This window comes from Paraburkholderia sp. WS6, assembly GCF_030464835.1.
GTDB lineage: Bacteria > Pseudomonadota > Gammaproteobacteria > Burkholderiales > Burkholderiaceae > Paraburkholderia > Paraburkholderia madseniana.
This window is the reverse complement of sequence record NZ_JALQCK010000011.1, coordinates 193,174-215,926: the sequence shown is the minus strand read 5'-3', so window position 1 is coordinate 215,926 and position 22,753 is coordinate 193,174. Positions and strand designations below refer to the sequence as shown.

25 protein-coding genes are annotated in these 22,753 nt (G+C 57.4%); 12 read left to right on the top strand and 13 right to left on the bottom strand.

Annotated elements, in window-relative coordinates:
* Nucleotides 1–413: 413 nt before the first annotated feature.
* The 10 genes from M0D64_RS16350 to M0D64_RS16305 all read right to left on the bottom strand — a co-directional run bounded on the left by M0D64_RS16350 (nucleotide 414) and on the right by M0D64_RS16305 (nucleotide 9,205).
* On the bottom strand, nucleotides 414–983 hold the full coding sequence (locus M0D64_RS16350) for a hypothetical protein (RefSeq protein WP_266258484.1): 570 nt from the start codon (nucleotides 981–983) through the stop codon (nucleotides 414–416).
* 17 nt (nucleotides 984–1,000) lie between these two features.
* Nucleotides 1,001–1,288, bottom strand: a complete 288-nt coding sequence (locus tag M0D64_RS16345) for a hypothetical protein (RefSeq protein ID WP_266258483.1) — start codon at nucleotides 1,286–1,288, stop codon at nucleotides 1,001–1,003.
* Nucleotides 1,285–1,794 carry a hypothetical protein gene (locus M0D64_RS16340; RefSeq protein WP_266258481.1) on the bottom strand — a complete coding sequence of 170 codons (510 nt, stop codon included), beginning with the start codon at nucleotides 1,792–1,794 and terminating at the stop codon, nucleotides 1,285–1,287. The genes M0D64_RS16345 and M0D64_RS16340 overlap by 4 nt, the downstream gene beginning before the upstream one ends.
* Nucleotides 1,775–2,305: a hypothetical protein gene (locus M0D64_RS16335; protein WP_266258480.1), complete on the bottom strand. Its 531-nt coding sequence runs from the start codon at nucleotides 2,303–2,305 to the stop codon at nucleotides 1,775–1,777. The genes M0D64_RS16340 and M0D64_RS16335 overlap by 20 nt, the downstream gene beginning before the upstream one ends.
* A gap of 4 nt (nucleotides 2,306–2,309) precedes the next feature.
* Nucleotides 2,310–3,041 carry a hypothetical protein gene (locus M0D64_RS16330; RefSeq protein ID WP_266258479.1) on the bottom strand — a complete coding sequence of 244 codons (732 nt, stop codon included), beginning with the start codon at nucleotides 3,039–3,041 and terminating at the stop codon, nucleotides 2,310–2,312.
* A 657-nt stretch (nucleotides 3,042–3,698) separates the two neighbouring features.
* Nucleotides 3,699–4,544 (bottom strand): response regulator, encoded by an 846-nt coding sequence (locus M0D64_RS16325; RefSeq protein WP_266258478.1) that lies wholly within the window; start codon nucleotides 4,542–4,544, stop codon nucleotides 3,699–3,701.
* A 47-nt stretch (nucleotides 4,545–4,591) separates the two neighbouring features.
* The gene (locus tag M0D64_RS16320; protein WP_266258477.1) at nucleotides 4,592–5,095 is read right to left on the bottom strand and encodes a hypothetical protein; all 504 of its coding nucleotides are present in this window, start codon (nucleotides 5,093–5,095) and stop codon (nucleotides 4,592–4,594) included.
* Nucleotides 5,096–5,154: 59 nt separating this feature from the next.
* Entirely contained in the window at nucleotides 5,155–5,697 is a 543-nt protein-coding gene (locus M0D64_RS16315) for a papain-like cysteine protease family protein (protein WP_266258476.1), read from the bottom strand.
* A 6-nt stretch (nucleotides 5,698–5,703) separates the two neighbouring features.
* Nucleotides 5,704–6,702, bottom strand: coding sequence for a hypothetical protein (locus tag M0D64_RS16310; protein ID WP_266258475.1), 999 nt, complete (start codon nucleotides 6,700–6,702; stop codon nucleotides 5,704–5,706).
* A gap of 1,036 nt (nucleotides 6,703–7,738) precedes the next feature.
* Nucleotides 7,739–9,205 carry a UvrD-helicase domain-containing protein gene (locus M0D64_RS16305; RefSeq protein ID WP_266258474.1) on the bottom strand — a complete coding sequence of 489 codons (1,467 nt, stop codon included), beginning with the start codon at nucleotides 9,203–9,205 and terminating at the stop codon, nucleotides 7,739–7,741.
* Nucleotides 9,206–10,982: 1,777 nt separating this feature from the next.
* Between M0D64_RS16305 and M0D64_RS16300 the strand changes: the two genes are divergently transcribed.
* Together M0D64_RS16300 and M0D64_RS16295 are read left to right on the top strand one after the other, a co-directional pair.
* Nucleotides 10,983–11,363 (top strand): hypothetical protein, encoded by a 381-nt coding sequence (locus tag M0D64_RS16300; protein WP_266258473.1) that lies wholly within the window; start codon nucleotides 10,983–10,985, stop codon nucleotides 11,361–11,363.
* Between the two features lies 1 nt (nucleotide 11,364).
* Nucleotides 11,365–11,787, top strand: a complete 423-nt coding sequence (locus tag M0D64_RS16295) for a hypothetical protein (protein WP_266258472.1) — start codon at nucleotides 11,365–11,367, stop codon at nucleotides 11,785–11,787.
* Between the two features lie 1,184 nt (nucleotides 11,788–12,971).
* Here M0D64_RS16295 and M0D64_RS16290 read toward each other — a convergent pair.
* Entirely contained in the window at nucleotides 12,972–14,369 is a 1,398-nt protein-coding gene (locus M0D64_RS16290) for a reverse transcriptase domain-containing protein (RefSeq protein ID WP_266258471.1), read from the bottom strand.
* Nucleotide 14,370: 1 nt separating this feature from the next.
* Nucleotides 14,371–15,000 carry an SLATT domain-containing protein gene (locus M0D64_RS16285; protein WP_266258470.1) on the bottom strand — a complete coding sequence of 210 codons (630 nt, stop codon included), beginning with the start codon at nucleotides 14,998–15,000 and terminating at the stop codon, nucleotides 14,371–14,373.
* A 375-nt stretch (nucleotides 15,001–15,375) separates the two neighbouring features.
* Here M0D64_RS16285 and M0D64_RS16280 point away from each other — a divergent pair, with 375 nt between their 5' ends.
* The 10 genes from M0D64_RS16280 to M0D64_RS16235 all read left to right on the top strand — a co-directional run bounded on the left by M0D64_RS16280 (nucleotide 15,376) and on the right by M0D64_RS16235 (nucleotide 22,372).
* Nucleotides 15,376–15,873: a hypothetical protein gene (locus tag M0D64_RS16280; RefSeq protein ID WP_266258469.1), complete on the top strand. Its 498-nt coding sequence runs from the start codon at nucleotides 15,376–15,378 to the stop codon at nucleotides 15,871–15,873.
* Between the two features lie 354 nt (nucleotides 15,874–16,227).
* Nucleotides 16,228–16,359 carry a hypothetical protein gene (locus M0D64_RS16275; protein ID WP_266258468.1) on the top strand — a complete coding sequence of 44 codons (132 nt, stop codon included), beginning with the start codon at nucleotides 16,228–16,230 and terminating at the stop codon, nucleotides 16,357–16,359.
* Nucleotides 16,352–16,816 (top strand): hypothetical protein, encoded by a 465-nt coding sequence (locus M0D64_RS16270; protein ID WP_266258467.1) that lies wholly within the window; start codon nucleotides 16,352–16,354, stop codon nucleotides 16,814–16,816. The genes M0D64_RS16275 and M0D64_RS16270 overlap by 8 nt, the downstream gene beginning before the upstream one ends.
* Before the next feature lie 97 nt (nucleotides 16,817–16,913).
* Nucleotides 16,914–17,879, top strand: coding sequence for a DUF932 domain-containing protein (locus tag M0D64_RS16265; RefSeq protein ID WP_266258466.1), 966 nt, complete (start codon nucleotides 16,914–16,916; stop codon nucleotides 17,877–17,879).
* A 73-nt stretch (nucleotides 17,880–17,952) separates the two neighbouring features.
* Nucleotides 17,953–18,948: a YqaJ viral recombinase family protein gene (locus tag M0D64_RS16260; protein WP_266258464.1), complete on the top strand. Its 996-nt coding sequence runs from the start codon at nucleotides 17,953–17,955 to the stop codon at nucleotides 18,946–18,948.
* A gap of 57 nt (nucleotides 18,949–19,005) precedes the next feature.
* Nucleotides 19,006–19,926, top strand: coding sequence for a phage capsid protein (locus M0D64_RS16255; protein WP_266258463.1), 921 nt, complete (start codon nucleotides 19,006–19,008; stop codon nucleotides 19,924–19,926).
* Nucleotides 19,923–20,963 (top strand): hypothetical protein, encoded by a 1,041-nt coding sequence (locus tag M0D64_RS16250; RefSeq protein WP_266258462.1) that lies wholly within the window; start codon nucleotides 19,923–19,925, stop codon nucleotides 20,961–20,963. Before M0D64_RS16255 ends, M0D64_RS16250 begins: the two co-directional genes overlap by 4 nt.
* 105 nt (nucleotides 20,964–21,068) lie before the next feature.
* Entirely contained in the window at nucleotides 21,069–21,326 is a 258-nt protein-coding gene (locus M0D64_RS16245; protein ID WP_266258461.1) for a hypothetical protein, read from the top strand.
* A 115-nt stretch (nucleotides 21,327–21,441) separates the two neighbouring features.
* Complete coding sequence (locus M0D64_RS16240) at nucleotides 21,442–21,741, top strand: hypothetical protein (protein ID WP_266258495.1); 300 nt, start codon at nucleotides 21,442–21,444, stop codon at nucleotides 21,739–21,741.
* A gap of 1 nt (nucleotide 21,742) precedes the next feature.
* Entirely contained in the window at nucleotides 21,743–22,372 is a 630-nt protein-coding gene (locus M0D64_RS16235; protein ID WP_266258459.1) for a hypothetical protein, read from the top strand.
* Here M0D64_RS16235 and M0D64_RS16230 read toward each other — a convergent pair whose 3' ends face one another.
* On the bottom strand, nucleotides 22,373–22,696 hold the full coding sequence (locus M0D64_RS16230) for a helix-turn-helix domain-containing protein (RefSeq protein WP_266258494.1): 324 nt from the start codon (nucleotides 22,694–22,696) through the stop codon (nucleotides 22,373–22,375). It lies immediately after the preceding gene.
* Nucleotides 22,697–22,753 lie beyond the last annotated feature (57 nt).

The window sequence follows — 22,753 nt, the reverse complement described above, 5'->3', positions numbered from 1 at the left end:
CCTGACCTCCAGCGTCAGACCGTAGCCCCTACCGCGCGAGCGGTTTAGTCCTTCGGCCATCAACAGCCGTTCGGCCAGCGACAGTGCCCGACATTCGAGCGTCCGCTTGACTCAGTTAAGAGACGCGCTGCCCACGATCTTGTTCGTCGCATCATCGGCCATTGCTGACGTTCAGGTGGCGATGTCGATGAGGCAGCTGTAGGTCAGTCTCCTGCCGTTCACACATTATCAGCAAACGCGTGCTGCTGACCCGCTTCGACCTTTGGATCGAGCTCGAACTCAACGGCAGTTAATGAAGGCAATGCAGCCACTCTATAGGCGCTTGGGATGCCGAGTAATCGGCCAAAGCCGCAGGTCGAACGCCGGAATTGGCAGGGGCTGCTATCCGCCTTCGGGTCTAATGTGGAGCTATCTCAGGGGTGAGATGCTGGTTGTGACGGATTAGCTGCTGCGGCGTGCGGCTCGCTCTCCGGCGTGACAATGTCAATGCGGTACACGTCATGTAAGAACAAGATAAGAAAGCCGCCGGAAATTACCAGAATGGCGATGCCAACAACGCTCGTTTGCAATCTAACGCTCTTCCTTGAAACCTCCAAGTTGACCGTTGTGGCATCTGTATGTGCGAGTTTTGCCGCAGTCCATAGTTGAAAACCGGCGAACACGACACCAGAAATCGATAAGAGCATTACCAATGCGAGGACGCAATTCGCGGCAAAAATTTGCCAAGCAGAAATGCGCAAATATGAATCGCGAAACCGACTTTCCTGATCGTAAAATGAGGCGAGATACTTCTCATAGGCAACGCTACCCGCGGTGGCTTGTGCCGACGACGCTGCCTGCTCAGCCTTGAGTCGAGATATTTCATCTGTCAGTTGAGCGACGCGCGCTTTGGCCAATTGCAGCTCCGCGTGATCCCTCTCCGCTGTTTGGGCGTCAACCGCAGCTAGTGCAGCCGACACGCTGAGTAGCGTGGCCAAAAGCATGGCAGTGAGTTTCTGCGCTATTTGCATAAAGATGATTTTACTTTGAATTTAGCATAGAAAGCTGCGCAACTTGCTTGGTACTCTTGTGCCTGCGTGCCCTGCGAAACCGCATCAGAGTCATTTGTATTATTGGAGCCGGGCGGCGGAAGGGGATTTCTTGGCAAAATGATTGCATCTATTCCCGAAACCTCTTGATGAGGTAGTTCGTGATCCTGACTGGGCACCGGAAATTCTTGGCCATATGCAGCTAGCGCCCAAAGCAGGATACCGATCAGCAGCGACTTGACAGTTTTTCGATGAATCATTGCGCCGCACCTAAGTCGACAATCGTAATAGCAAGCTGGATGGTGTAAGTCGTAGGGTGCCGGTCGTTTGCAAGTCGGTGCATCAATTGGAGCGTGACGCCTTCGTCGTCCGGTTTCAGCTCATATCGTATCGTTTGTGTCACCGAATGCTGTTTCTTAAGTGCATCACCCTCGCAATCTTCCAATTGTGCGGCGAGTTGTTTCAATTTCTCGGTTGCAGCGACATTGTCGTCTGGCAAATTTTGAATATCGCATTTGTACTCCATTACCTGTTCGTCGCCAGATGTTGTGCATTTATCAAAAGGCGAAATTGTAACTGCGCCATTGTACTCATCCACATAAAAGTCAAATGAGCCTCTAAGATTTTTAAATAAATGAGGCGCATCAGAAACAACTTTTTTGAAATCGGAGCATAGTGAATCGGCCGCACACAACGTCGGGCATGAGGAAAATAGTAGAAGCACGAGTGCCCCAGGGCGCAAGAAATCAATTGGAGTCGCCATCATCAATAGCATATTCAAGAGTTATAACCCATCTGCCGTCTGTGTACTCATATCTAACTTTGGCAGCGCGATAAGCTTTGGTTGGCATGTTCGGGTAAGGGTCGTCTATAGAAGCTGATTCGCCAGTTTCTCTATTTTGTTTTCTCTGTATCTGGGCGTCAGTCTTTGAGAGGCATGACGCGAGAGAAGTCACCAGTTTGGTGTAAGCGTCTTTTGCGCGATTCTCATTGTTCAGTCCTTTGTCCATATACCAGGTGCATTGAAGGCTCCCAGTAGTATTATGCTCATCGCCTTTAATTTCGCATTCGTTAGCCGCAGGCAATAGGAAAGTACTAGCCCAACGATCAGCATCAGGTTTATCTGACTTTGAACGGATATTCTTGAAGTAAGAGGCAGACTCGAGCTGAACCCGTTGTGTAGGCTTGCAATCATAAGCGAAAGTCGCCTTCGTGCCGCCAGCGATCATCAAGAAAATCACCAGAATCCACTTGTGATGGACGTGAGAAGAAGACATTTCATCACCTCACGATTGCGGATACCGCTCTATACCCTTCGTTAGCAGCATCCCAAATCAAAGGTTTGGTCGTGCCGCTTGCCGCAGTCTTGCCTGCCTTAAAGCCTGCCATCATGAAGGCAACCCGTTGTTCAGGGGAGCCATAGTTATTTGGATCAAAAAAACCAGTTCGATTGTCCCCGGGCTTTTGGTATAAAGACCGCGCAAAGCCATCTGGATTAACAATCCTATACTTCAAGCCCAAGTACCACCCAGCCATGTAGTCGGCGTGACATTCTTGAATAAATTTCAATTCCTCTAGCCCGCTATTGTATTGAAAGGCGTGCGCCCATTCGTGGGCCATTATGCCAATGACTGCGGTCTCCCAAAATTCGGGGTTCATTTGCCTTTCGTTTTGTGCGAGAGTTTCTCCAAAAAATATGCGTGCTCCATCATTCGTTTTTTCCGTAAACGCCTGTGGTGTTTGCTTGTCATCAATAAAAGCAAAGTCGGGGCTTACCTTGAAAACATTGTTCAGGACTTGGCGCTCAATTTGAACACCTTGGTCCAGTTCTGAAATGCCAGACGAGTCAACCACAGAGTATGAACCGCCGATAAAATCAGATATTCCACATCCAGTGATTTTTTTCTTAACTGTTAACTGGTCAGTATTTGGAAATATTTGGGCGACAGCTACACTGCTGGACGCGGCTAAGCATGTCGCAGCAATTTGGAGGAAAGATCGCCTGTCACACATAGTTATCCTCATCAATAGAACGCGAACGACGCCGGCGAGGCGACTATCGGAGCGAATTCCCCTAAGTCAAGGATGGTACGTTTTGAGCTCGAATTCAAGTTTGTTAGCAATCTAGGAGCAATGCTTACATTTTAATGACGGATAAAGCAGCCCGTGCAGCTGACCAGCGGTAAAACCATTGTGCTATTGTCTGATGAAAAATCTTTGCCGGAGTTAAACCGTAAGAATGTAATTGACATGAATTCCGTATGCGAATGCAGGTTCCACAACAATGCAGATCTTCGTTGAAGGTTTACTTTCCATAAAGCTCGCAGGCATATCGAGGCGCAAACGACCGATTGCTGGGGTGCGGGCGACTTTGAACATGTTGCGCACGAGCGGTGGCGCACGCGCGGTGCGGGCTGGTTCCTGTACTAGGCGATCCAGTAACTCGATTTCCGTTTGCCTGAATGCCCGTCCTCGTCGCTACGGTCGGTGACCGCCGGTATCCGGTTCCTCGAGTTTTCCCGTCAGCGATCCGCAATCCATACACACGTGGCGCTTATGCGCGCGGATGGCGACTTCATCGCTTGGTGCCGCGGCACCGGCATGCTGTCACTCACATCTGTCTAGCGTCGCGTCGCGTCGCTTTTTTTCCCGGGGACGCCAAACTGACATCTATTTGCACGGGTTGGGACGGGATGTGTCCTGGGTCGGGGCGGATTTGGCCAGCACCTGGGCAATGTTCACGACTGTCTGGAATACCTGGTCTGTCCGATTCGAGATGAGTCTGACGCCATACGTTTCTTCCTGGTTCGAATGAATCGCGGCCCAGTGCGCCGAATAGACGATGACAGGGATGCCGGGTTGAATGCCGTGGACCGCCTTGATCGTGCTGAGGCCGGCGTCTTCCACCTTGTCCCGGTTCATGTTGGTAATCACCACATTGAAGCCCTGTGCCAGGTTGAATGCATCCTGTATGGCGTCGTCTTTCTGGATCGTGACAACGACAAACCCGAGCTTCTGGAAAGCGACCTGCAGGTTGATGTTGTTTCCCGGATTCGGATCGACCCAGAGTATGCGCAAGGCCGTCGAGGCGGCTGCAATGCCGGAACTGTCCAAGGCCTTCACGGCTTCTGTGGCGAGGTTCTGGGCAGCCTCCGGGGTCACCGGGGCGAAGGTGCCTTCCGGCGATGAAGCGCCAGGCGCAGCGGGGCCATGCGTCTGCGGAGCGCCGGCCAGGGCATTGGCGATACTCTGCGTCGTCTGAAAAGACAACGAGAACGGGCCGGCATGAAACTCGCCAGTCTGGATGTACGGACTCACGCGTGCGATGTCACAGACGAGGCCCGTGTGATGCTGCGCCACGAACACTATGACCCATACGGCGAATACAGGCCATACTAGGGTCGAGATAAGCGAGTTGACAGCCGGCAGCACAGTTGCAAGCTGCAGGATCGACGACGGCTTTGGCGTTGCGGGCGGGTTTTGTGTTGGGGGCGGGTTTGGTGATGCGTCTGGCATCTCGTGCTCCGACCTGTGAGGGCAAAGTTAGACAGAGGGACCGCTCATCAGGCGGGTCGATCCGGAGGCGGAAATCGCCTGCCATGCACTCCCGCGAGAAACCCGGTAAGTCCGGTTTGCAGGCGGAAATCCGCACACGTGCTCCATGTACCGCTTTGCAGTGTCAGGAAAAGGGTCCGGCCTTTGGGCGGCCTTAGCACCAACAGAAGGATCTGCAGCGACAGCGACGTGATGAAAGCCATCTGGTAAACGCGCCGGTGACGTCCGACCTGCTTCTCCGCGAACGTCAGGCTGTCATGCACCAGCGTCGCGAGTGCTCCATCGCTCACTCCACCGAATGCGTAGCTATCCTGATCGACAGCGATGCGCACAAGTGCCGGCTTTGGTGGTTCGCCTTCTAATAGCACCGGAAACCACAGAGCGCTGAACTCAAGATGCTGCAGCGGCCTTGCCCGGATAGCAGCAGCGCTGGGCAGGATGAACAGGGGCACGGCGTGTTTCGCGCTGTCGGCCTCCGCAGCTGTCGTGAGCTGGTACCCGATGCCGCTCATGGAGGCAGTTAGGGCAACATTGGCACCGGGTGGATGTTTTGACCAGTTAGTCATAGAAGTTACTGTATGGTGATCATCTGGTCCCAGGTGCCGTCGGAATATCCAGCGCAGAACTGTCCAAATGACAGATCCAGCGCATTGCCGTCGTGCCCCAACGGATCCGCAACGCGGACCACCTGCGCGTCGATCGCGACGCCAATGATCACGATGTAGTGGTAGCCCGAGCCATCGTTGAGGTGGATGCGGCACGCCACTGGCTGTTGCCTTGTGCAGATCTCGTTGACGATGGTGGGAAAATCGCCGACCGCGGCCTGGGGGTTGGAGCAGTGCGGACCGAGCGCGGTCACCAGATCATATGGATTGTTACAGGCCTCGTTTCCAGGGTAGCCGGGATAGGGGCAAGGACAACAGCCATCAAAGAAGTCGCTCGCAATCTGGCATTGGGTACGCGGAGCCGAATCGAGGTAGGCACTGACCAGTTCGGTGACGGAGGCCCAGCACCAGTAATTCATGCATTGCTGCTTGATCACTACGGGTCTGGGCAATGTCTGCACTGGCGTGCCAGCGCCTGAAAACGCCAGGGGTGCCTGATAGGAGAGCATCGCAGCCTACTGGCACGTAGCGGGCGTGGCGATACACTTCGCCAGGCGGTTCTGCTGGGCAATCACATCAGCCTGCCCCTTCAGCGCGGCTGCACGATCGGCCGCACTTTCCGGCTTCGCGGCGTTCAGCGCCGACGTCCCAACCTCTATGGCGCTGGCCGTGCCGCTGGTGGTCTTGTAATCGATCGACTTGACTGCGCCGGAACTGGAGAGAGACAGGGAGAATGTGGATCCCCCAAACAGGGCCGGCTTCGGCAACAGGACCGTATAGTAGTCATTCGGCCCGCCCGGGCGCGGAATCGCGAGGGCGCTATCGTAGACCGGCTTGCCGGAATGGCTGTCCATGATCTTTAATTCGCCGTTGTAGACCTCGCGCAACTTCAACGGGATGTAGGCGCCGCTCTGAATGCTGGCATCGCCGAATTTGACCCGCGTGTCACCGGTTGTGGTTACTGAGGCCCGGAAGACCGGCATGCGCTCGAGCCCGGGCTGGTTGCGCAGTTCGGCGTCGAGCGGCCCGAAGTACGACCGGGCTTCCAGCGTGACGGGAGTCGGATCCGCCGGAATCGTGCTCGAAAAGTCGAGGTTGGCATCGTAGATGACCGCCATGGGCTGCTTGAGAAGCGTGTCGCAGACTGCAAGCGGTTTGAGGGTGCCCTTGCCGCCTCCCACCGCGGCGATATCGACGCCGAGCGAAACGAGATCCTTCAGGATCGTGCCACCCTCGCCCGTCGAGGTGCTGTTGATCGCGGTCAGCTGCCCGTCGTCGGTGAACTGCGGGCTGAAGTCAACGTCGGCCAACGCACTGTGCGGGAGGTCGACCGTCCACGTCACCCGCCTGTCGGCCGTATAGGTCGGCGTCACCACCGGGGCAATCTGGTAGACGGCGTCGGTCTTCCCTGCGTTGCATGACACGGTCACCGTGACAGAGATGGCAACTTGCAGGACCGGCGGGTGATAGCTGAATGTGGCATCAGGGGCCGAGGCACACCCGCTCAAGGCCATGAGGCCTGCCAGAATCGGTAGTATGGCTCTTTTCATTATTCCCTCCGTCCATCGCCCGGGGATGCAGCCGAAATCTCGATAACGGCTTGTCCAAATTTGGCAGGCCCTATTGTTATAGATGTCTTTTCGGGCTTTACAAACCGGATGATGTCGGGAGTGATACTAGTCGGACGGTCTGACGCTTGGGGGCATTAGACCGTGTGGAAGGACGGCGTCCTCCCGCCATGGCGCTCGTGCATCTAGTTCCTGAGCAATGACGCTTGTTTTCGACGTCGGCAAACCAGATCTGCTCAGTAAAATTCCTGGCGATTCGGTCGGGATTAGCTTGCTAACTCGGTCATGAACGGCCACTCGGCGTAACCGCTCACATCGTCGACCACTCATGCAGAGTCATCGCGAGGTCAACCACATCCGACAGTACATCATGAAGAATCTATACGCATTTTGCGCTGTCGTCTTTGCATCAACGTTATCGTGCGCGCAGCCGCACCACTCGTCTTTGCGGTATTTTCCGGGACCACGTCTTCTGTACCGTTGGAATGTGCCACATACCGATGACCCGAGCTTCTCGAAGCCATTTCCATAAATGAACCTTTCACTAGCATTTCAACGCTCGCCTCTAGGGCATTGACGACAGAAGACCAGTTATCGCCTATACACCCAACAGCCTTGACGTAGATCGGTTGGCATTAAAATTTGTATCTGCTCGTTTTTTACGGTCCGCCGACGTTCTCGCGAGTTCGTTTCACAGTTGGTCAGTCTGGGTCATATTGTACAGCCCCGGTCTTAACAGACCGTGCACCTCAACCGATTGCAATTGACCAATCGTTAAAGTCCCATTCGGCGCCTCTGGGCGTGAAGATAGTTGATCGTGTCAGAGTAGCTAAGCAGGGTTGCTCCGTCGCACGCAACCGAGTAAAACTTGTCCTCGATCGGGCAGTACAGAATGACCGTTCCACTCCGATACCTGCCCTTGGAAATGCACAGGCTCGACCGGCAGCAACGGGTCGATCGGCGACGCACGATGCGCGGAGGTTCACGGACGGGAGCCCAACAACCGGATCAATTCTTCGCGAACCGCGGAGACATCGAGCACGTGTTGCGCGCGGGTGGTGGCCACGTACAGAAGGCGCAATTCGTCGTCGTCCAGAACGAGTCGACCGTTTTCCAGCTTGAAGAGGAAATCGTTTGTGACCTTCACACGTTTCCATTGAAGGCCTTTCGCCCGGCGAACGGTCGAGATCACATAGTCCGCTTCAGTCTCTGCTGTGATTCGCTGGGCGAGCGAGCGCAGATAGTCGCTTCCGAGTTCATCCACGATTCGTACGACCGGTAGAAGATCGACGCCAGCGGCGCTGCGCGCAAAGGATTGTGCCTCCTTCCAGTTTTCGAACAGCGAAAATGCCGCTGGTCGGAATGCGCGACGTCCGGAGATTAGCGCATCAGCGCCGTCGGCGTACGCCACAATCTCAGCGGGACTCATGCGGATCGAGGGGCGATGCCCTGCCTCGATTCCGGCCGCGAGATGCCAGATCGCGGAGACGTTCTTTCGGCACAAGATGGCATCGACAGGCGGTGCAATGGCCGGGTCGTCAGAGATGATGGAGCCGATGCCGGGTTGCCCGCGCAATGGCGTGCGTTCGCCCAGTAGCTGGAGCAGCCTGCTGGCCAGTGTAGCGAACAGCGCGCCGAACCGGAACGACTCCGTCAGTGCAAGCTCCGGGGCGTCGATTTGCGACATCGCGTTGAGTGCACCGCGCCACTCGTAAATCTGCTGATAGGGGTCGCCCACATAGATGATCTGCGCGTGAGTTTGACGCGCCAGTATTTGCAGCATGACGCCGTCGCTGTCCTGCGCCTCGTCAAACAGTACGAAGTCCGAGTCAATGCGCGGATCCATCTGTGACCAGACCTTCAGGTATACGTCCGGCATGATCGCGCTGCGCCCGTTTCGTTCAGTGCTCTCCCTCCACATGCGAGAAACGGAGGGGAGCAGTCCGTCGCGAAGCCACTCTGCGGCGCCGGTGTCGATTTTTTCGTCGACGGGAATGTGAGCCGGCTCCGGTACAGGACTCGCGGAACGACAGAAGCGTCCAAGTCCGTCGGCGACCATACGCCCCAGGTCGAAGGGGGTCAACTCGAGAGCCTTGCCAGTGGCAGATGGCACCTCCACGGAGCTCAGGCCGTACCGCGCCGCAAGCTCATGCGGTGGCTCGGCGGGCAGGCTCACCCGCGAGGTCAAGGCGTGCGGTGTGGAGGCATACGCGAGCGAGTGGACAGTCCGCGCAACGACGTTATCCGGAAAGCCCCGCCGCGCATGCTCAGCGATTTCCCTGTTGAACGCGAGGTAGGTACCGCGCTGTGGAGCAAGCCGATGCGCGACGAGACGGAGCGTCGATGTTTTTCCCGCACCCGCGTAAGCCTTGATCTTGAGGTTGTCGCAGCTGCCGGCCGCATCTACGATGGCCTGTTGCTCTGGCGTGGGTCTGAACTGGGCAGGCATAGACTCGATTTGGGCCGAAAGACCATCAGTTTGCCCCGGTGCCCAGGAAATCGGTCGCCGGAAAGAAAAAAGCCTGCTGGCGTTGGTTGGCCGTGCGGCTCAGTGCGGCCAGAAGCTGTCATTGCGGCGTTCTTAGATAGGGACATTCGGACGTCGGCTCGATCAACGACACGGGACGCTCGCCGGACGGCCTGTGGCAATTTTCGCCTCATCGTCGAACAGGCGGGACCACTGAACCGCTCTCTGAGTGCCGACATCGCCAAGCGACACGGTGAGCGAATATCCCTTACCCAAAAGCGCCGACAACAATAACACTGACATCGTCCGTAACCGGTGCGGGCTGGTATCTTTGCGTCGCTACGCCGCCGCCAGACTATCGCGCTTCGCCCGTCGCGGAGAAGCGAGGCGTTGAATCCGGCGGAAAGGTTTGCGACAAGGAGTATGAGCTAGGCCGCAGGCTTTTTGCAGGTTACGACCATGGAGCGCTCATGGGTGTGTGCCCCAGAGAACCCCCCCGAACCTCCAGAGAATCCACCGCTGACCATTGACGCGTTTTCATCGCTTCGGTCGAGGACATCATAGCCGGTCGACTTGCAGAGATCGCCGGCCGCCTGAAGGCATTTGTCCCAGCCTCGTGCGAGCCCGCTGCAGTTGAGCGTGTAGGCCTTCCGGCCGTCAGAGGAATAACTCTCGTGCACGGTAGCGCACCCCGATATTGCGGCTACAACCATTAGGAATATAAAGGTACGTTTCATAGATGCGCCGTTCTTTGCATTCGTAGAGCAATTTCGCTGGACTCGCGGGATAACACAGCGGTGATTTTTCCGTTCGAGGTCTTTTTTCAGCTTCCCACATCCGCACGATATTTAATTCATGGAAAAGAGGCGTCTCTTCTGCCCAGTTCGCTTGAAGGCGTTCCGTCGCCGTAGTCGTGGCTTGCCTGCCGTAAGGCCGTCGGTCATTAGGTGACTCTGGGGTGTCCACTTAACCGGAGTTGAGCGGTTTCAACCGCCACCACTCACGTAGCCGAGTGAGGCTGTTCTACCGGATCGTGGAGCTTGCTGTCGCCCATGAACCGGTCCGTTACCAGGACCTTGTTATGCACCAGCGCCCAATGGCTGGTCCTCCAAAGCCGCCGCGGCAACGCGGACATCCACCCAGCTTGGAGCGACCTTCGCCGAGCCGCCCGTGGAGGCAAATCGCCAACTCCGGTTAAATGGACACCCCAGAGGCGACTTTACCAGTACCCCGAGCGGAGGCCGTTTGAGCGGCGGCTCCGCCTCTGCGAGCAGCCTCTGAGGCCACGACGCCCGAAAGGCAGTTCGGGGTCGGCTTGAGCCAGTCAGATCCGGGCGGCGGCGAACGACCTCGTCGCCTAATCATCGGACCGGAGCCGGCCATGACCGGACATTCATCCGGTGCGTCGATAAAACATTGAGAAGGCGGCTCCGCATTGACTAACGGCCATTCAAGCGCTACGCCGAGGGTTGCTTCATCGGTCTGATGTGGAGCTTTATATCGTCGGTCTTGCAGAATCGCTCGAAGCCATACCCGGCGTGGGGTTGGCGTAAAACAAAGGTTGCAGAACTGTACGAAGCGATGGGCACAAAGCGTGCCGGGCTTGTGCCAAGAGGCGAACTACCAAGTGGCCCCGGCGAGCTTTGCTTCGCTTGAATGCTTCGGACATCTAGTTGCTTGCCCTATCGACCACGGGCAACCTAAACTGGAACGATGCCCAATACCTGAAATGTGGGCTTACCAAGATGAGACCGGGAAATTGAGCACAAACGAACAGTCATCAGGGAATAATACAGGCGCGAATGGCCCTGGCGGCGAGCCGAACGAGAACGATCGCAACCCGTTGCCTGCCTTAGCCTCCGACGTCATTGTGCTCACAATAGCTTTTTTAATTATCTTTGGGGCAGGACTTTTTCTTGAAGGCGTTGTTCATCTGCTCGTGTATTTGGCATGGATTCCTGATGGGAATCTTGCAGAATTGCTGGACAGCCCTACCTGGAAAAGATTCGTGGTCTTGGTCTTCGGATCATTCATGTTTTGGATCATGAACTGTGCGGCCGGCGCGCTTCTTATCGCGGACGTGATACTTCTCGCAGTGATAGGATATAGATTGTTTAGGCGAGCACTTAGAAGGTTCTAACATGATCTCAAGTCACCAGTTTGGTGTTTCGGCTCTGTCAGGCGCATGGGATCTCGCCGCGCCTTGGAGCAACGCTGCTTCGCAGCGCAGGGCGTCAAAGTTGCGTCTTCATCCCCAAGCGGCGCATCCGCCTCGGGAGCGCGCCCGCGATATGGTATCAACGGGCGCAACGCTGGCCGTCTACGCTGGCCACTTGTTCGGTCTGGCCGTGACTTTCCCTGTGATGCTGGCGGCCGTGATCGGAGTCGATCAATTATTGATTTACGTAATCAGTCGACTTGCTCCAACCGGCATGTCTTCTTTTCTGGCGAACATCACGAATTGGGGCACGATTGTTTTTGCAGCACTTTATTTCTTCGTGTTCCTTGTACTGCTCGTCATGTACACAGTGGAAATGTTGCGCTCGTTGAAATTACCGTCGTAAAGTTCCCAAACAATTTGAGTGTCCGTGACCGGCCGCTCTGCATTCGACACAAGTCATTGCCGCCGCGCAAGCTCGAGCGGCAGCTGAGGGTCGGTAGCGGGCCGCTCGAGATGGAGCAGAATTGCCGGGACTACGCGCGGGACATCGCAGACAGCTTCCAGGGAAGGATGTAGACACTTCAGAGCCGCCACCACCGCGTGGGAACGTCGGATGAACAGGCCGCCCACGCCATGACCAAACCGAGCGTGCTGTGTCGCTCAGGCGGTCGAAGCGCCAAAGCAGCCGCCGCACGAACGCGCCCGGCCCAATCGCAAGCGCCCGGCGCTCACTGCCACCTCAGCACCGCAGTCGCACCGGCAAGTCCACAATCCATCGCCCTCGTACCGCTTCGTTGTCAATTGGCCGAAAACCTCGCCGCTCTTCAGCGCAGGTGAGCCCGGTCGCGACCGCCACACACGACGCTGCTCACGGCAGCCGCAATCATGCACTTCACTGCCCTCCACCTTCATCAGCGCGGCAGTCACATGGCGGCCGCACCGGCATCGCCAGAGCCACACCTCCGCGCCGCAATATTGAAGCGCGACGAGATCTCCGAAGGAGCGACCAGCGACATCGCGACTTGGCGGAAAGGGCCATTGAGGATGCAAAGGGCGGTGGATGCGTTTGTTCACGAGAGGTAAATGGGGTGCAGAGTCCTGCTCTCAAGTGTAACTGTGCCCTTGGTTTGGAGCGGCTCGGCAAGGCAATGACCGAGCCTCCCGGTGCCACAGGCTGTAGCCGGCCAACTACCGCCATTCGAGGGCGATTGTTGGCGGCCGCTCGAACGTCTCCTCTACCTTCGAATGCTGTCCATTGCCCTGTGACGAGCGAAGAGCGGTGAAGAGTCAAACGCAGTTCATACCAATGCAGTCCCGCGGGCGCCCGATAGTCTTCGCGATCAAGCGCGTTGTTGAAAACCACTCTGTATTTGGAACTTGCCATGGCGTGGCCGGACGGGTGCCCTCACTTAGGTATTAGTCATACCCGCGGGCGTACGGCTCGACCGCTTACCGCTATACGAGGGTGTCGTGCGACTCACTGCCGCCGACTCGCAGCGCCTGAGGCGTTAGCCGAAATAGGGATAACTCGCCCCATTCCCCCACTGCTAAAAGCGTCTGTTGCCAATCACGTCCAGACCACGCATTTCATGAGATGTCTTGGATATCTTGTTCCAGCTCTCTAGTAGCTCGCCTGATCCGGAAGGAAAACGTCGATCGCACTGTCGCGTCTGACAGCCCTTTCACGCTTTGTCCAAAATAGCTTTCCAAAATGCGTCGCATACTTGCCACAGACGTTGTATCGAAATTCGGTATGTATCCGCGCTCCGTCGGATCACGTCGTCGGCATTCAAAATAGACTCGGACGAAAGACCGCAGTTTTTTAGTTGTCGAAACGTTAAATCGCGCCATCAGGCTTTCAACTGTCTTGTCTAGTTTGTGAAGCTGCTCGACACTCGAATCATCAATCTGCGAAAAATAAAAGACCCATCCCTTCCTGGTGTTTTCGAAGATGCAACCAGTGATACGGAGATTGACTCGCCATAGCAATACGTTCTTCGCAAAAGTCAAATTTTGCCTCCTTAGTTTTTTGTTTTTTTGCTTTCGCTTGATCTCTTGACATCGGTATTTGTACGTTGTGAATGCGTCAGCCAGCGAACTTTCCAGTCTCTGGATAGACTGTTCTTTGACGCGCGCCTTACCATTTACAAAGAGGTAGCCGAGAAATGAAAACTCTTCCTCAATGGGACCGAAAACGGACTTCGAGCCAGGAAGCGAGATATCGTGAACTTTCAGGCTAAAATCGCCTTCTAGTGTGCGGCTCATCTCGGAAAACAAAGGTGCGGGATCGGATGCGCAAAGGGCAAATACGTCATCCACGTACCTGAAATATTTAACCTCTATCTTTTTTTCCATCCAAATATCGAACCGATGGAGAAAAATCTCCGCAAGAATGTTAGATATTGACAACCCTTGCGGCACACCCACTGGTTCGGCTCGTCTGCCTTTATCTGCTACAGCGACGGTAGGCGTCTCCAACGCACTGTCTAGCAGCGATATCACATTCGCACTTTTTATCCGCTTCTTTACAGTCTCCCGAAGAATCGCGTGTGAAATAGAAGGATAGAAATTTTGTACGTCGAGCTTGATGAAATAGTTATACTTTCCGGAAGCAACTTCACGCTTCAGATCATGAATTACAATTTGCGGTATTTTTAGTTCAAGCAGCCCTTCAAATCGAGCTTTCAAGATATCGCAGATAGCGCGAAGTGTAATTCTATCGCGAAACGTCGCAATAGAAATCACGCGGGGAAATCTGTTGGCTCCTTTTGATATTAGTTTTTCCTTGAATTGCGAGAAATGATAAGAACGATTCCCCGCCTTCCTTCTAATGAGAGCAATCTCCGCGTTTAAATTCTTCTCGAATGTTGACCGATTAATTCGGTCAATTCCGATTGCACTGGTCTTCGCTATATGCTCTTCATATATGTTTTTAAGATTCGAGCTTGCGAATATTGCTTTGTACGATTTTTCTGAAGGGCGCATATCACTTGAAAAAGATAGAATACGCGAAAAAGAACACAGGCGGCACAATGTACCCGCCAAGCCAGATAGCCCAACGCCTGGAAAAAAATAGAAACACGCTTGCGCACTCGCGTTTCGACAAAGGGCGACTTATGCCTCTCGCACCATATCGGCTCACTGCGTCATCTATCTCAAGGTGATTTTCGCTGCTTGCCAACGTCCGCGCGTACTCCCTCTCTACCACGTCATACGCAGCGTGTGCCTCTTGAACAGACGTCATCCACTCAATTCGATTTAAATCATCCAACAAAGTTTGAAGCTTCACGTAGACTGCCTTAAATTCCTCTGCACGACCCTTAAAATTTCGCGCACTGACGTATGGAGCAATTCCAAATAGCAAAACAGATATGACAATTAATGTCACATTAGCCGCATCGTCTGACAGACCGGCCGCATGAAATTTCAAGAGATAAATCGACAGTCCGATGCTATAAGCGGAAAAAAGTTGAAGCATTAGTTGCGCGTGAAGGTCATTCTGCAACAACCGTTTTTCAGATTGAATGCGAGCCTTTCGTGTAAACCAAATCCGGTTGTATAACGCTTCGCGCGCTTTTTGAAACGGGTCGACAGGGGGCGTGGGATTCGTTGTCATAGTTATTAGAGGTGAGGGTATGCGAAGATTTAAGGATAGTTTAACTCCCCCGCAGGGGACTGGCCGAAGCCCGCGACCCGAAGATCGCTCTTTAATAGGGTCACCTCAATGAGGTCCTAGACCGAAGCCTAGCGCATACCCTCGCGGCAAATATAAGGTATCTGAACACGCAAATCAATTTTCTGTCCCAGCGCCTCAAGCCGACTACGGCCTTTCGCGGGTGACCTCGTACACCAGCGAACGGCTATCGAAGCTGCCGGATTCATGCCCCGCGCAATTGATTTCGGTAGTGTGCTACGGGCGATGCCGGATTGCGCGCAGAGATTTAGCTGTTCATCATGTGTGCCTGCTCCTCGTCACCACGGAGATTGCGCGATGCCTTTTGTTCGTGTTCGCAAGCCGGATAACTTTGCACGTTGGGCGCAAATCGCCGCTGCTATATCCTCCGGGGGCGGCATACTCATTGCGGGCGTCAGTGTCGGTGTGGGCATCCACCAATTTTCGCAGACGCAACGTGAAGCAGAATTCGCTCGATTCGAGGAAGCGCAGAAGCTGCACGAGACGCAAGCAATCGAAGCACGACGCCCCTATCTCGAGCAAAAGCTCAAATGGTGTACTGAAGCCATTGAGAAAGCTGCTGCGATTGCCGCTGACGCCAACCAAGCTAAACCTGAAACGAAGACGCGTTTCTGGCAACTGTACTACGGCGTTATGGCAATGATCGAAAACAAAGAGCTTGAGAAGGCTATGGTCGCGTTCGGCAACGCGATGGACACAGGTCAAGTAAAGCAACTGCAAAAACTATCACTGCACATTTCCTACGCATGCCGTGATGAAATGGCGAAAGAGTGGTCACCGGCTTGGAGTCGGTAGCGCCGATGTCAGTGCACGGAATGTCAGAGTGGGTCGGTCCGCATTCGATCTTCGCAGAAGCTGGCGTTCCTGCTGCTCGGCCACGCCGATCTGCAAACGGCGGCTTAGGCCGGGATTTGACAATCTACTCGAACAAAGAAATGACCGTTGTACCTCGGAAGCGGCCATTCACGTAGGTCGATTCCAATGGCGTCTAAGGGTCGAACCCGGTCAGATGCCGCAGCCTTGGTTCGCCTGTCTACCTCTCCCTGATTCCAGATTTTTACGGCGATATATGACTGTCCTGAGCATAGCAGTCGCTATGGTTCCATCAGCCGGGTTCCCCGCTGATGCCCTTCCGTCTCAGGAGCCGTGATGCCCACCTACCCTTCCCCTTTTGAGTACCTGATCGTCTTCGCGGTTGTTTTCTCCGCCGGTGTTCTCACGTCCGTTGGCTTGCGCCAGTACATCAACAAGGTCCGACGAGAAGCGATCAGCCATGCATGACCCGCGCCTTTCCCACGAACCGTATGACCCGGACGAGCCGTACCTGGCCGGGCACGCAGATGAACCGTTCGAACAGTGCTTCGCGCCACCGCGCGACAGTTCAGCCGCGTCGTCCGGCCCTGTGCCACCCTGCCCGAAATGCCAGTCCACCCGTGTCGATGCGCGCAATCTGGCACGCAAGACGGGTGGCGCCATCGGCGCTATCGCCGGTACCACCAGCGGCATCGCGTTCGCCTTGTCCGGTGCAGAGACAGGCGCCACGGTCGGTCTGCTGGCCGGTCCTGCCGGCGCTGTCTGCGGCGCGATTGCGGGAGCCGTGATTGCCGGCCTGATCGGCGGTGCCGCAGGCTGCGCCACCGGCTCTGTCTTCGGCGAAATCGTTGATGAGAAGGTGCTCGACAATTTCCACTGTCACGCCTGCGACCACACCTTCAGCCGCAGCAAACCATCTGCCTGACCAGTAGTTCTTTCCTTCCGCAGTTCCCCCCTTCATTCATTTCATTCGCATCTGCCTGGCCGCGTGCCGGGCTTTATGCCGTTTACAGGAGATTCACATGCATCTCGTTCAATCGATGGCCTATGTCAATGAAGTTCCCTGGCACGGCCTTGGCAACCAGCTCGCCCCAAACCAACCGCTGGAAGTATGGGCCAGGGCTTCTGGCATGGACTGGAAGATTGAGGAATCCGAAGTCCGATTTGTTGCGGGCACTTCGGGCCTTGGCTCCATCCACGCTTTCCCCGAACAGAAGGTCTTATACCGCTCGGACACCAAAGCGCCGTTGTCGGTCGTCTCCAGCCGCTATCAGGTCGTTCAGCCTGCCGAGATCCTGGACTTTTACAAAGACCTCACAGAGGTGTCGGGGTTCGAACTCGAAACCGCCGGTGTGCTCAAGGACGGCAAGAAGCTGTGGGCGCTCGCCCGCACCGGTCAGAGCGCCACGCTCAGGGGAAAGGACCAGGTGAATGGCTATCTGCTGCTCGCCACCGCCTGCGACGGCAGCCTGGCGACCGTCGCGCAGTTTACGAGTGTACGGGTTGTCTGCCACAACACGCTCTCCATTGCACTCGCGAACGACAGTACCGGCGCAGTCAAGGTGCCGCATCGCAGTCAGTTCGACGCACAGGCAGTGAAGCGCCAGCTCGGCATCGCAGTTTCTTCCTGGGATGGTTTTATGGTTCGCATGAAGGCACTCGCGGAACGCAAGGTCAGTGACTCGTCGGCCGAAGCGTTCTTCCGGCGCGTCCTCACGTATCCGGCTGCCGGGCCGAACATGCCGACACCGGCCACCAACGACAGTGCGATCAAGGCTGTACAGGCGCTCTACGCCGGTCGTGGCAAGGGCGCCACCCTGCCCTCTGCATCTGGTACGGCCTGGGGTCTGGTGAATTCAATCACGGAGTTCGTCGATCACCAGCGCCGGGCACGCAGCGACGATCACCGGCGCGACGCAGCGTGGTTCGGCGCAGGCGCCACACTAAAGCAGAAAGCGTGGGACGAGGCAATGAAGCTCGTCGCATGAGTGTCCCACCGTTACGGCATACGTGCCCGGTTGAGCTTCGGCTCACCGGGCTTTTTCATTTCTGGAGGCGTTCATGTCTCAACCTGAAACCGCTGGACCTGGCAGGAACCGTCCGGCATTGCGGCTTGTTGAAACGAAGGATCTTGCGCGAGAGGACTGGCTGAAGCTCAGAAAAAATGGGATCGGTGGCTCCGATGCGGCCGCTGCGGTCGGGCTCAATCCGTATGTCAGCCAGTTGGAATTGTGGCTCGACAAGACCGGGCGTGACGCCGGGCTGGCGAAGCCAGACCCGCACGACACCACGGAGCCCGTCTACTGGGGCACGCTGCTTGAGCCGATCGTCGCTGCGGCCTACACGCAGCAGACGGGGCGTCGTGTGCGCAAGGTCAATGCGGTACTCCAGCATCCGACGATCCCCTTCCTGATCGCCAACGTCGATCGCGAAATCGTCGGTAATCGTGACGTGCAGTTACTCGAGTGCAAGACGGCGGGCGAATTCGGTGCGCGTCTGTGGCGTGACGGTGTGCCGGAGTACGTGCAGCTCCAAGTGCAGCACCAGCTCGCGGTTACGGGCAAGCAGGCAGCCGATGTCGCTGTGCTCCTGTGCGGGCAGAAGCTCGAAGTGCATCGCATTGAGCGTGACGAAGGACTCATTGCTCGGCTGATCCAGCTCGAAGCGCAGTTCTGGGAATACGTGACGAGTGACACCCCGCCACCTGCAGACGGAAGCGAATCTGCCGACCGGGCGTTACGGCACCTGTATCCGAGCAATGCCGGCACGGTGGATTTTACTGACGACCGTCGCCTGTCCACGACCTTCGCCGATCTGGTCGCCGTTCGGGCCGAAATCGAGATGCGCGAACAGCAGGAAGCGTTGCTTAAACAGACCATCCAGCAAGCGATGGGCGACGCGTCTCGCGCCGTGTTCGAGACCGGCGAAGTCTCCTTCAAACGCAGCAAGGACTCGGACGGCGTCGATCTGAAACGGCTGCTGGCCGATCACCCCGAACTCGAATCGCAGTACGGCGTCACGAAACCCGGCTCCCGGCGGTTTCTAATTTCTACCTGACTCACCGGCTGTTTCCTTTTCAAATCCCTCTACATCTACATTTACAGGAGCAAGATCATGCTGAGAGGCCTGGCGATTACCCCGCCCGTCATTGGGCGCATTTCCATTGGACGTGTAGTTGAAAAGAACGGTAAACGTCTGCCAGAGCGAGACGACCAGTTTACTCTGACGAGCCAGATTCAGAACCGAGACGGCTGGGTACTACACCCCCTCAACGAGGAATTGAGAAAAGCCAATACGGGCAAGCTGCGTGCGATCCCGATCAGGTTCATGTTCCGCGATCCCGATCTGAACCTGCGCGCCGAGTATTCGATGTTCGACCGCGACACCGGCAGACCGGTCTGCGTGGGCAACGGTGAAACGTGCAAACGGGCGGGTGACAACGGCATCGAAAGCCTGCCTTGTCCGTCGCCAGACGGCTGCGCGTTCGCTCAGGCAGGCGGCTGCAAGCCATACGGCCGGCTCAATGTCGTGATCGGGGATGAGGACGAACTGGGCAGTTTCATCCTGCGCACGACGTCCTACAACTCCATCCGCACACTCTCCGCGCGGCTGCAATACTTCAGTGCAGTGTCAGGTGGATTGCTCGCCTGTCTGCCACTCGAACTGAAGCTGCGCGGCAAGTCCACCACGCAGAGCTATCGAAGTCCCATTTTTTACGTTGACCTGGGCGTGCGGTCGGGCAGCACGCTGGAAGACGCGCTAACGCAGGCGCAGGAACTCGATGCGCGACGGCGGGCAGCCGGGTTCGATCAGACTGCGCTCGATGCGGCGGCGCGCGCAGGCTTCGCGAACGGTGCGTTCGAGGACAGTCCCGACGAGCGGGCGGCAGTCGCGGAAGAATTCTATCCCGATGCCGGGTCCGATCGTCAGGGTGCAACGGATGGCAGCGCGACCGATACATCCGCCCCAGCGCCCACGACGCTACGCGACAAGCTGGAGCGCAAGGCGGTGCTGCTCGGCGGAGCAGCGGCATGACGGTGCTGTCCCGCCCGGCGTTCGTGCTGGCAGTCGGCGCAACGTCCACCGCGCTCAGCCTGTCGGTTCTGGCAGGCTGGCAGCGTGGCGGCTCGCTGCCCGAACGGGTCGTGTGGGTCTCGGTCGGCGTCGTGCTGCTCATCAGCGCGCATCTGCTGCCCGCACTCATCCGGGAAGCGCCGTTCGTCGTGCGCAGCACGGGGAGCCTGCTTTGGGTCACGTGTCTGGCGACCGCCTGTTACGGGCATGCGCAGTTCTTCCTATTCGCCCAGCAGCATGCGGGAGAACGGCGGGCGTCGACCGTTACGGCTGTCGGCATCGCAGAGCCCGGTCGCAGTCTGACCGTGGTGATGTCGGAACGTGCGACGGTGACGCGTCAACTCGCCTTCGCGCGGGCGCAGCGTTGCGCGCGTGACTGTCCGGTACTGGAAGCGCGTCGCATGACGCTCGCGGCGAAACTCGATGCGCTCGATGGGGAGCGCGACGACATCCGGCGGAGTCAGGCGGAGAACGACTGGGTCACGGCGAAGCGTGACGCGTTACGGGCCGATCCGGTAACGCCGCGACTCGCGGCGTTACTCGGCACGACTACCGCACGGGTCGATCTCCTGTCGGGGCTCGCGTTCGCAGCGGTGCTGGAAGGCGTCGCCTGCCTGCTGTGGACGGTCGCGCTGCGGTCATCACCCCTGCCCGCTCAAGCGACCGTTGTGACTCCACCAGCCGTCGCGCCGCTGCCGGAACCAGTCGTTGACGTGCCTCGCGTGACCCAGCCAGCAGTAACGGCTGTCACACCCGATCATGCATTGCCGACCGTTAGTTGCGAAACCGTGAGTAACAGTCACGAGGCGCCGGACGATCCCCTCTCGCCGCTACCCGTCGCGGATGCTGCTGACGTTGACGTGACGCAGCTCGCCCGTGACATCGCGGCTGGTCGCGTGCGCGCGACGGTCGCCGATATTCGCCGCCATCTTGGTTGCTCGCAGGCGCGAGCCGTTGCGCTGCGCCGCCAGCTCGCCGAACGCAACGTGACGGCATAGGCGCCGGGCTTTCACCCGGCGTTCCGGCTTTTTCCGTTTCCCCTCACACGTCGCACGTCCAGTTCTGCCTGGAGGCACGCGCTCGTCCTTTATCTGGAGATATCCATGCACAAAACCTGTTTCATTTATCGCCCGCCGTGCCCTGGCCCCTTGCTGACAGGGATCGGTGTCGTGGCAGGCGTCACAGCGATCAGCATCGCCGCCACCCTGTGCTACGAGCAGTACCGCAAGCGCGAACTGGTGCGTTCGCTCGCATCGATGCCGGGTGCAGCGGACATCGTGCCGGCACTGCACGCCAACGCCGCAATGCTGCTCGCTGCGCTCGGACGACCCGTACGGCCGGCATTTCACGACAAGCCGTAACGCTTCACCCGCCTGCCTGCGCGCTGACGCTTGCCGTCGGCTCGCAGGCACTTCACCCGCATGCTTCCGGCTCGACCGGAGGCCGGTGTTCGCCCATATTCCGGAGATCATCATCATGAATCTGCCTTCAACTCACCACGCCGGCCCGCGCTTCAGGCCCGGCCGGATCTTCGCCACGCCCGCCGCGCTGGAAGCCATCGCCGACGCGCAGGTCCTGATCATCGATCTGCTGATTCGCCACATCCGGGGCGATTTTGGCGATCTCTCCGAGTCCGACCGCCAGCAGAACGAACTGTCGGTCGACGCAGGGCTGCGCATCCTGTCGAGCTACGTGCTGCCCAACCAGCAGACGGTCTGGGTCATTACTGAGTGGGACCGCTCCGCCACAACGTTTCTCTTGCCCGGCGACTACTGACATGCTGATCCAGAAATTTCATCCGGGGCTGCAACCCGGCCAGCAACTGGCGGTTGCCGGATCCGGCACGCCGCTCTTTAGCCGGCAGAGCCACTGGGACTGCTGCGGTGCCCTGCACTGCGTCGCGATGGCGCTTGCGCTGCTCGGCAGACTCGACGACCCGGTCGACATCCGTCGCAGCGATGCCGGTCCGGAAGCCAGCTTTTGGGATCGGGCATGGCCGCACTACCTGCACGGCCTCACGCTGACGGAACTGGCGAGCTTCGTCTGGGAACTGAACCTCGGCGTGCGGCCGGTTGCGGCAAGGGCTGGCCAGACGACCGTCCTACGGTTCTGCGAACAGGAGCTGTCCAGAGGCGCGCCGGTCATCGTCGGCTGGCGAAGCCTGCACCCGGTGCAGCGACGCGCCTCACTCGCGATCGGCGTCGAGGGACTGCGGCGCCAGCGCGCCTTTTCGCCGCACGCGCTGCTGATACTCGATCCGGCCGGAATGGAACCAGGGCTTGCTGCGTGCAACGCGCGGCTGGAATTTGGTAGGGACAGGCGTATTGCGTATGTCACCGCCACGGCAAAGCATCGGGTAGCGGTTGATGGCGCCGTGTCAATCCGCCTGCTGAAAGCCGGGTCGTAGCTACCGAAGCCGGCTGCGTTTGATTTCAGGCGGCGTCGCCGCGTTCGCGCGGCGCTCGCCGGTTGGCTTGAGCGACACGCCGCCCAGCGGCTCGAACAGCTCGGCCAGCGTCACGTTCAGCGAATAGCAGAGGTTGGCCAGCGTCTCGACGGACGGATTGGCGATGCCGCGTTCGATAGCAGAAATATAGGTCCGATCCACGTGCGCCTCGAAAGCCAGCGTTTCCTGCGATTTCTCGACTGCATGCCGGCATTGCTTGATGCGCTTGCCGAGCGCGATCGAGATCGGGGCTGGACGGGCGGAGGGGGAGCGCTGGGCAGTCATGCTGGGCAGGATGCCTGTCTGAAGACTGATTAACGACGCTGTAAACACTTCACGTGT

Coding starts and splice junctions, on each gene's coding strand:
- M0D64_RS16350 (WP_266258484.1), bottom strand. CDS start 983: ATGCTTTTGGCCACGCTACTCAGCGTGTCGGCTGCACTAGCTGCGGTT.
- M0D64_RS16345 (WP_266258483.1), bottom strand. CDS start 1,288: ATGATTCATCGAAAAACTGTCAAGTCGCTGCTGATCGGTATCCTGCTT.
- M0D64_RS16340 (WP_266258481.1), bottom strand. CDS start 1,794: ATGATGGCGACTCCAATTGATTTCTTGCGCCCTGGGGCACTCGTGCTT.
- M0D64_RS16335 (WP_266258480.1), bottom strand. CDS start 2,305: ATGTCTTCTTCTCACGTCCATCACAAGTGGATTCTGGTGATTTTCTTG.
- M0D64_RS16330 (WP_266258479.1), bottom strand. CDS start 3,041: ATGTGTGACAGGCGATCTTTCCTCCAAATTGCTGCGACATGCTTAGCC.
- M0D64_RS16325 (WP_266258478.1), bottom strand. CDS start 4,544: ATGCCAGACGCATCACCAAACCCGCCCCCAACACAAAACCCGCCCGCA.
- M0D64_RS16320 (WP_266258477.1), bottom strand. CDS start 5,095: ATGAGCGGCATCGGGTACCAGCTCACGACAGCTGCGGAGGCCGACAGC.
- M0D64_RS16315 (WP_266258476.1), bottom strand. CDS start 5,697: ATGCTCTCCTATCAGGCACCCCTGGCGTTTTCAGGCGCTGGCACGCCA.
- M0D64_RS16310 (WP_266258475.1), bottom strand. CDS start 6,702: ATGGCCTTGAGCGGGTGTGCCTCGGCCCCTGATGCCACATTCAGCTAT.
- M0D64_RS16305 (WP_266258474.1), bottom strand. CDS start 9,205: ATGCCTGCCCAGTTCAGACCCACGCCAGAGCAACAGGCCATCGTAGAT.
- M0D64_RS16295 (WP_266258472.1), top strand. CDS start 11,365: ATGATCTCAAGTCACCAGTTTGGTGTTTCGGCTCTGTCAGGCGCATGG.
- M0D64_RS16290 (WP_266258471.1), bottom strand. CDS start 14,369: ATGCGCCCTTCAGAAAAATCGTACAAAGCAATATTCGCAAGCTCGAAT.
- M0D64_RS16285 (WP_266258470.1), bottom strand. CDS start 15,000: ATGACAACGAATCCCACGCCCCCTGTCGACCCGTTTCAAAAAGCGCGC.
- M0D64_RS16280 (WP_266258469.1), top strand. CDS start 15,376: ATGCCTTTTGTTCGTGTTCGCAAGCCGGATAACTTTGCACGTTGGGCG.
- M0D64_RS16275 (WP_266258468.1), top strand. CDS start 16,228: ATGCCCACCTACCCTTCCCCTTTTGAGTACCTGATCGTCTTCGCGGTT.
- M0D64_RS16270 (WP_266258467.1), top strand. CDS start 16,352: ATGCATGACCCGCGCCTTTCCCACGAACCGTATGACCCGGACGAGCCG.
- M0D64_RS16265 (WP_266258466.1), top strand. CDS start 16,914: ATGCATCTCGTTCAATCGATGGCCTATGTCAATGAAGTTCCCTGGCAC.
- M0D64_RS16260 (WP_266258464.1), top strand. CDS start 17,953: ATGTCTCAACCTGAAACCGCTGGACCTGGCAGGAACCGTCCGGCATTG.
- M0D64_RS16255 (WP_266258463.1), top strand. CDS start 19,006: ATGCTGAGAGGCCTGGCGATTACCCCGCCCGTCATTGGGCGCATTTCC.
- M0D64_RS16250 (WP_266258462.1), top strand. CDS start 19,923: ATGACGGTGCTGTCCCGCCCGGCGTTCGTGCTGGCAGTCGGCGCAACG.
- M0D64_RS16245 (WP_266258461.1), top strand. CDS start 21,069: ATGCACAAAACCTGTTTCATTTATCGCCCGCCGTGCCCTGGCCCCTTG.
- M0D64_RS16240 (WP_266258495.1), top strand. CDS start 21,442: ATGAATCTGCCTTCAACTCACCACGCCGGCCCGCGCTTCAGGCCCGGC.
- M0D64_RS16235 (WP_266258459.1), top strand. CDS start 21,743: ATGCTGATCCAGAAATTTCATCCGGGGCTGCAACCCGGCCAGCAACTG.
- M0D64_RS16230 (WP_266258494.1), bottom strand. CDS start 22,696: ATGACTGCCCAGCGCTCCCCCTCCGCCCGTCCAGCCCCGATCTCGATC.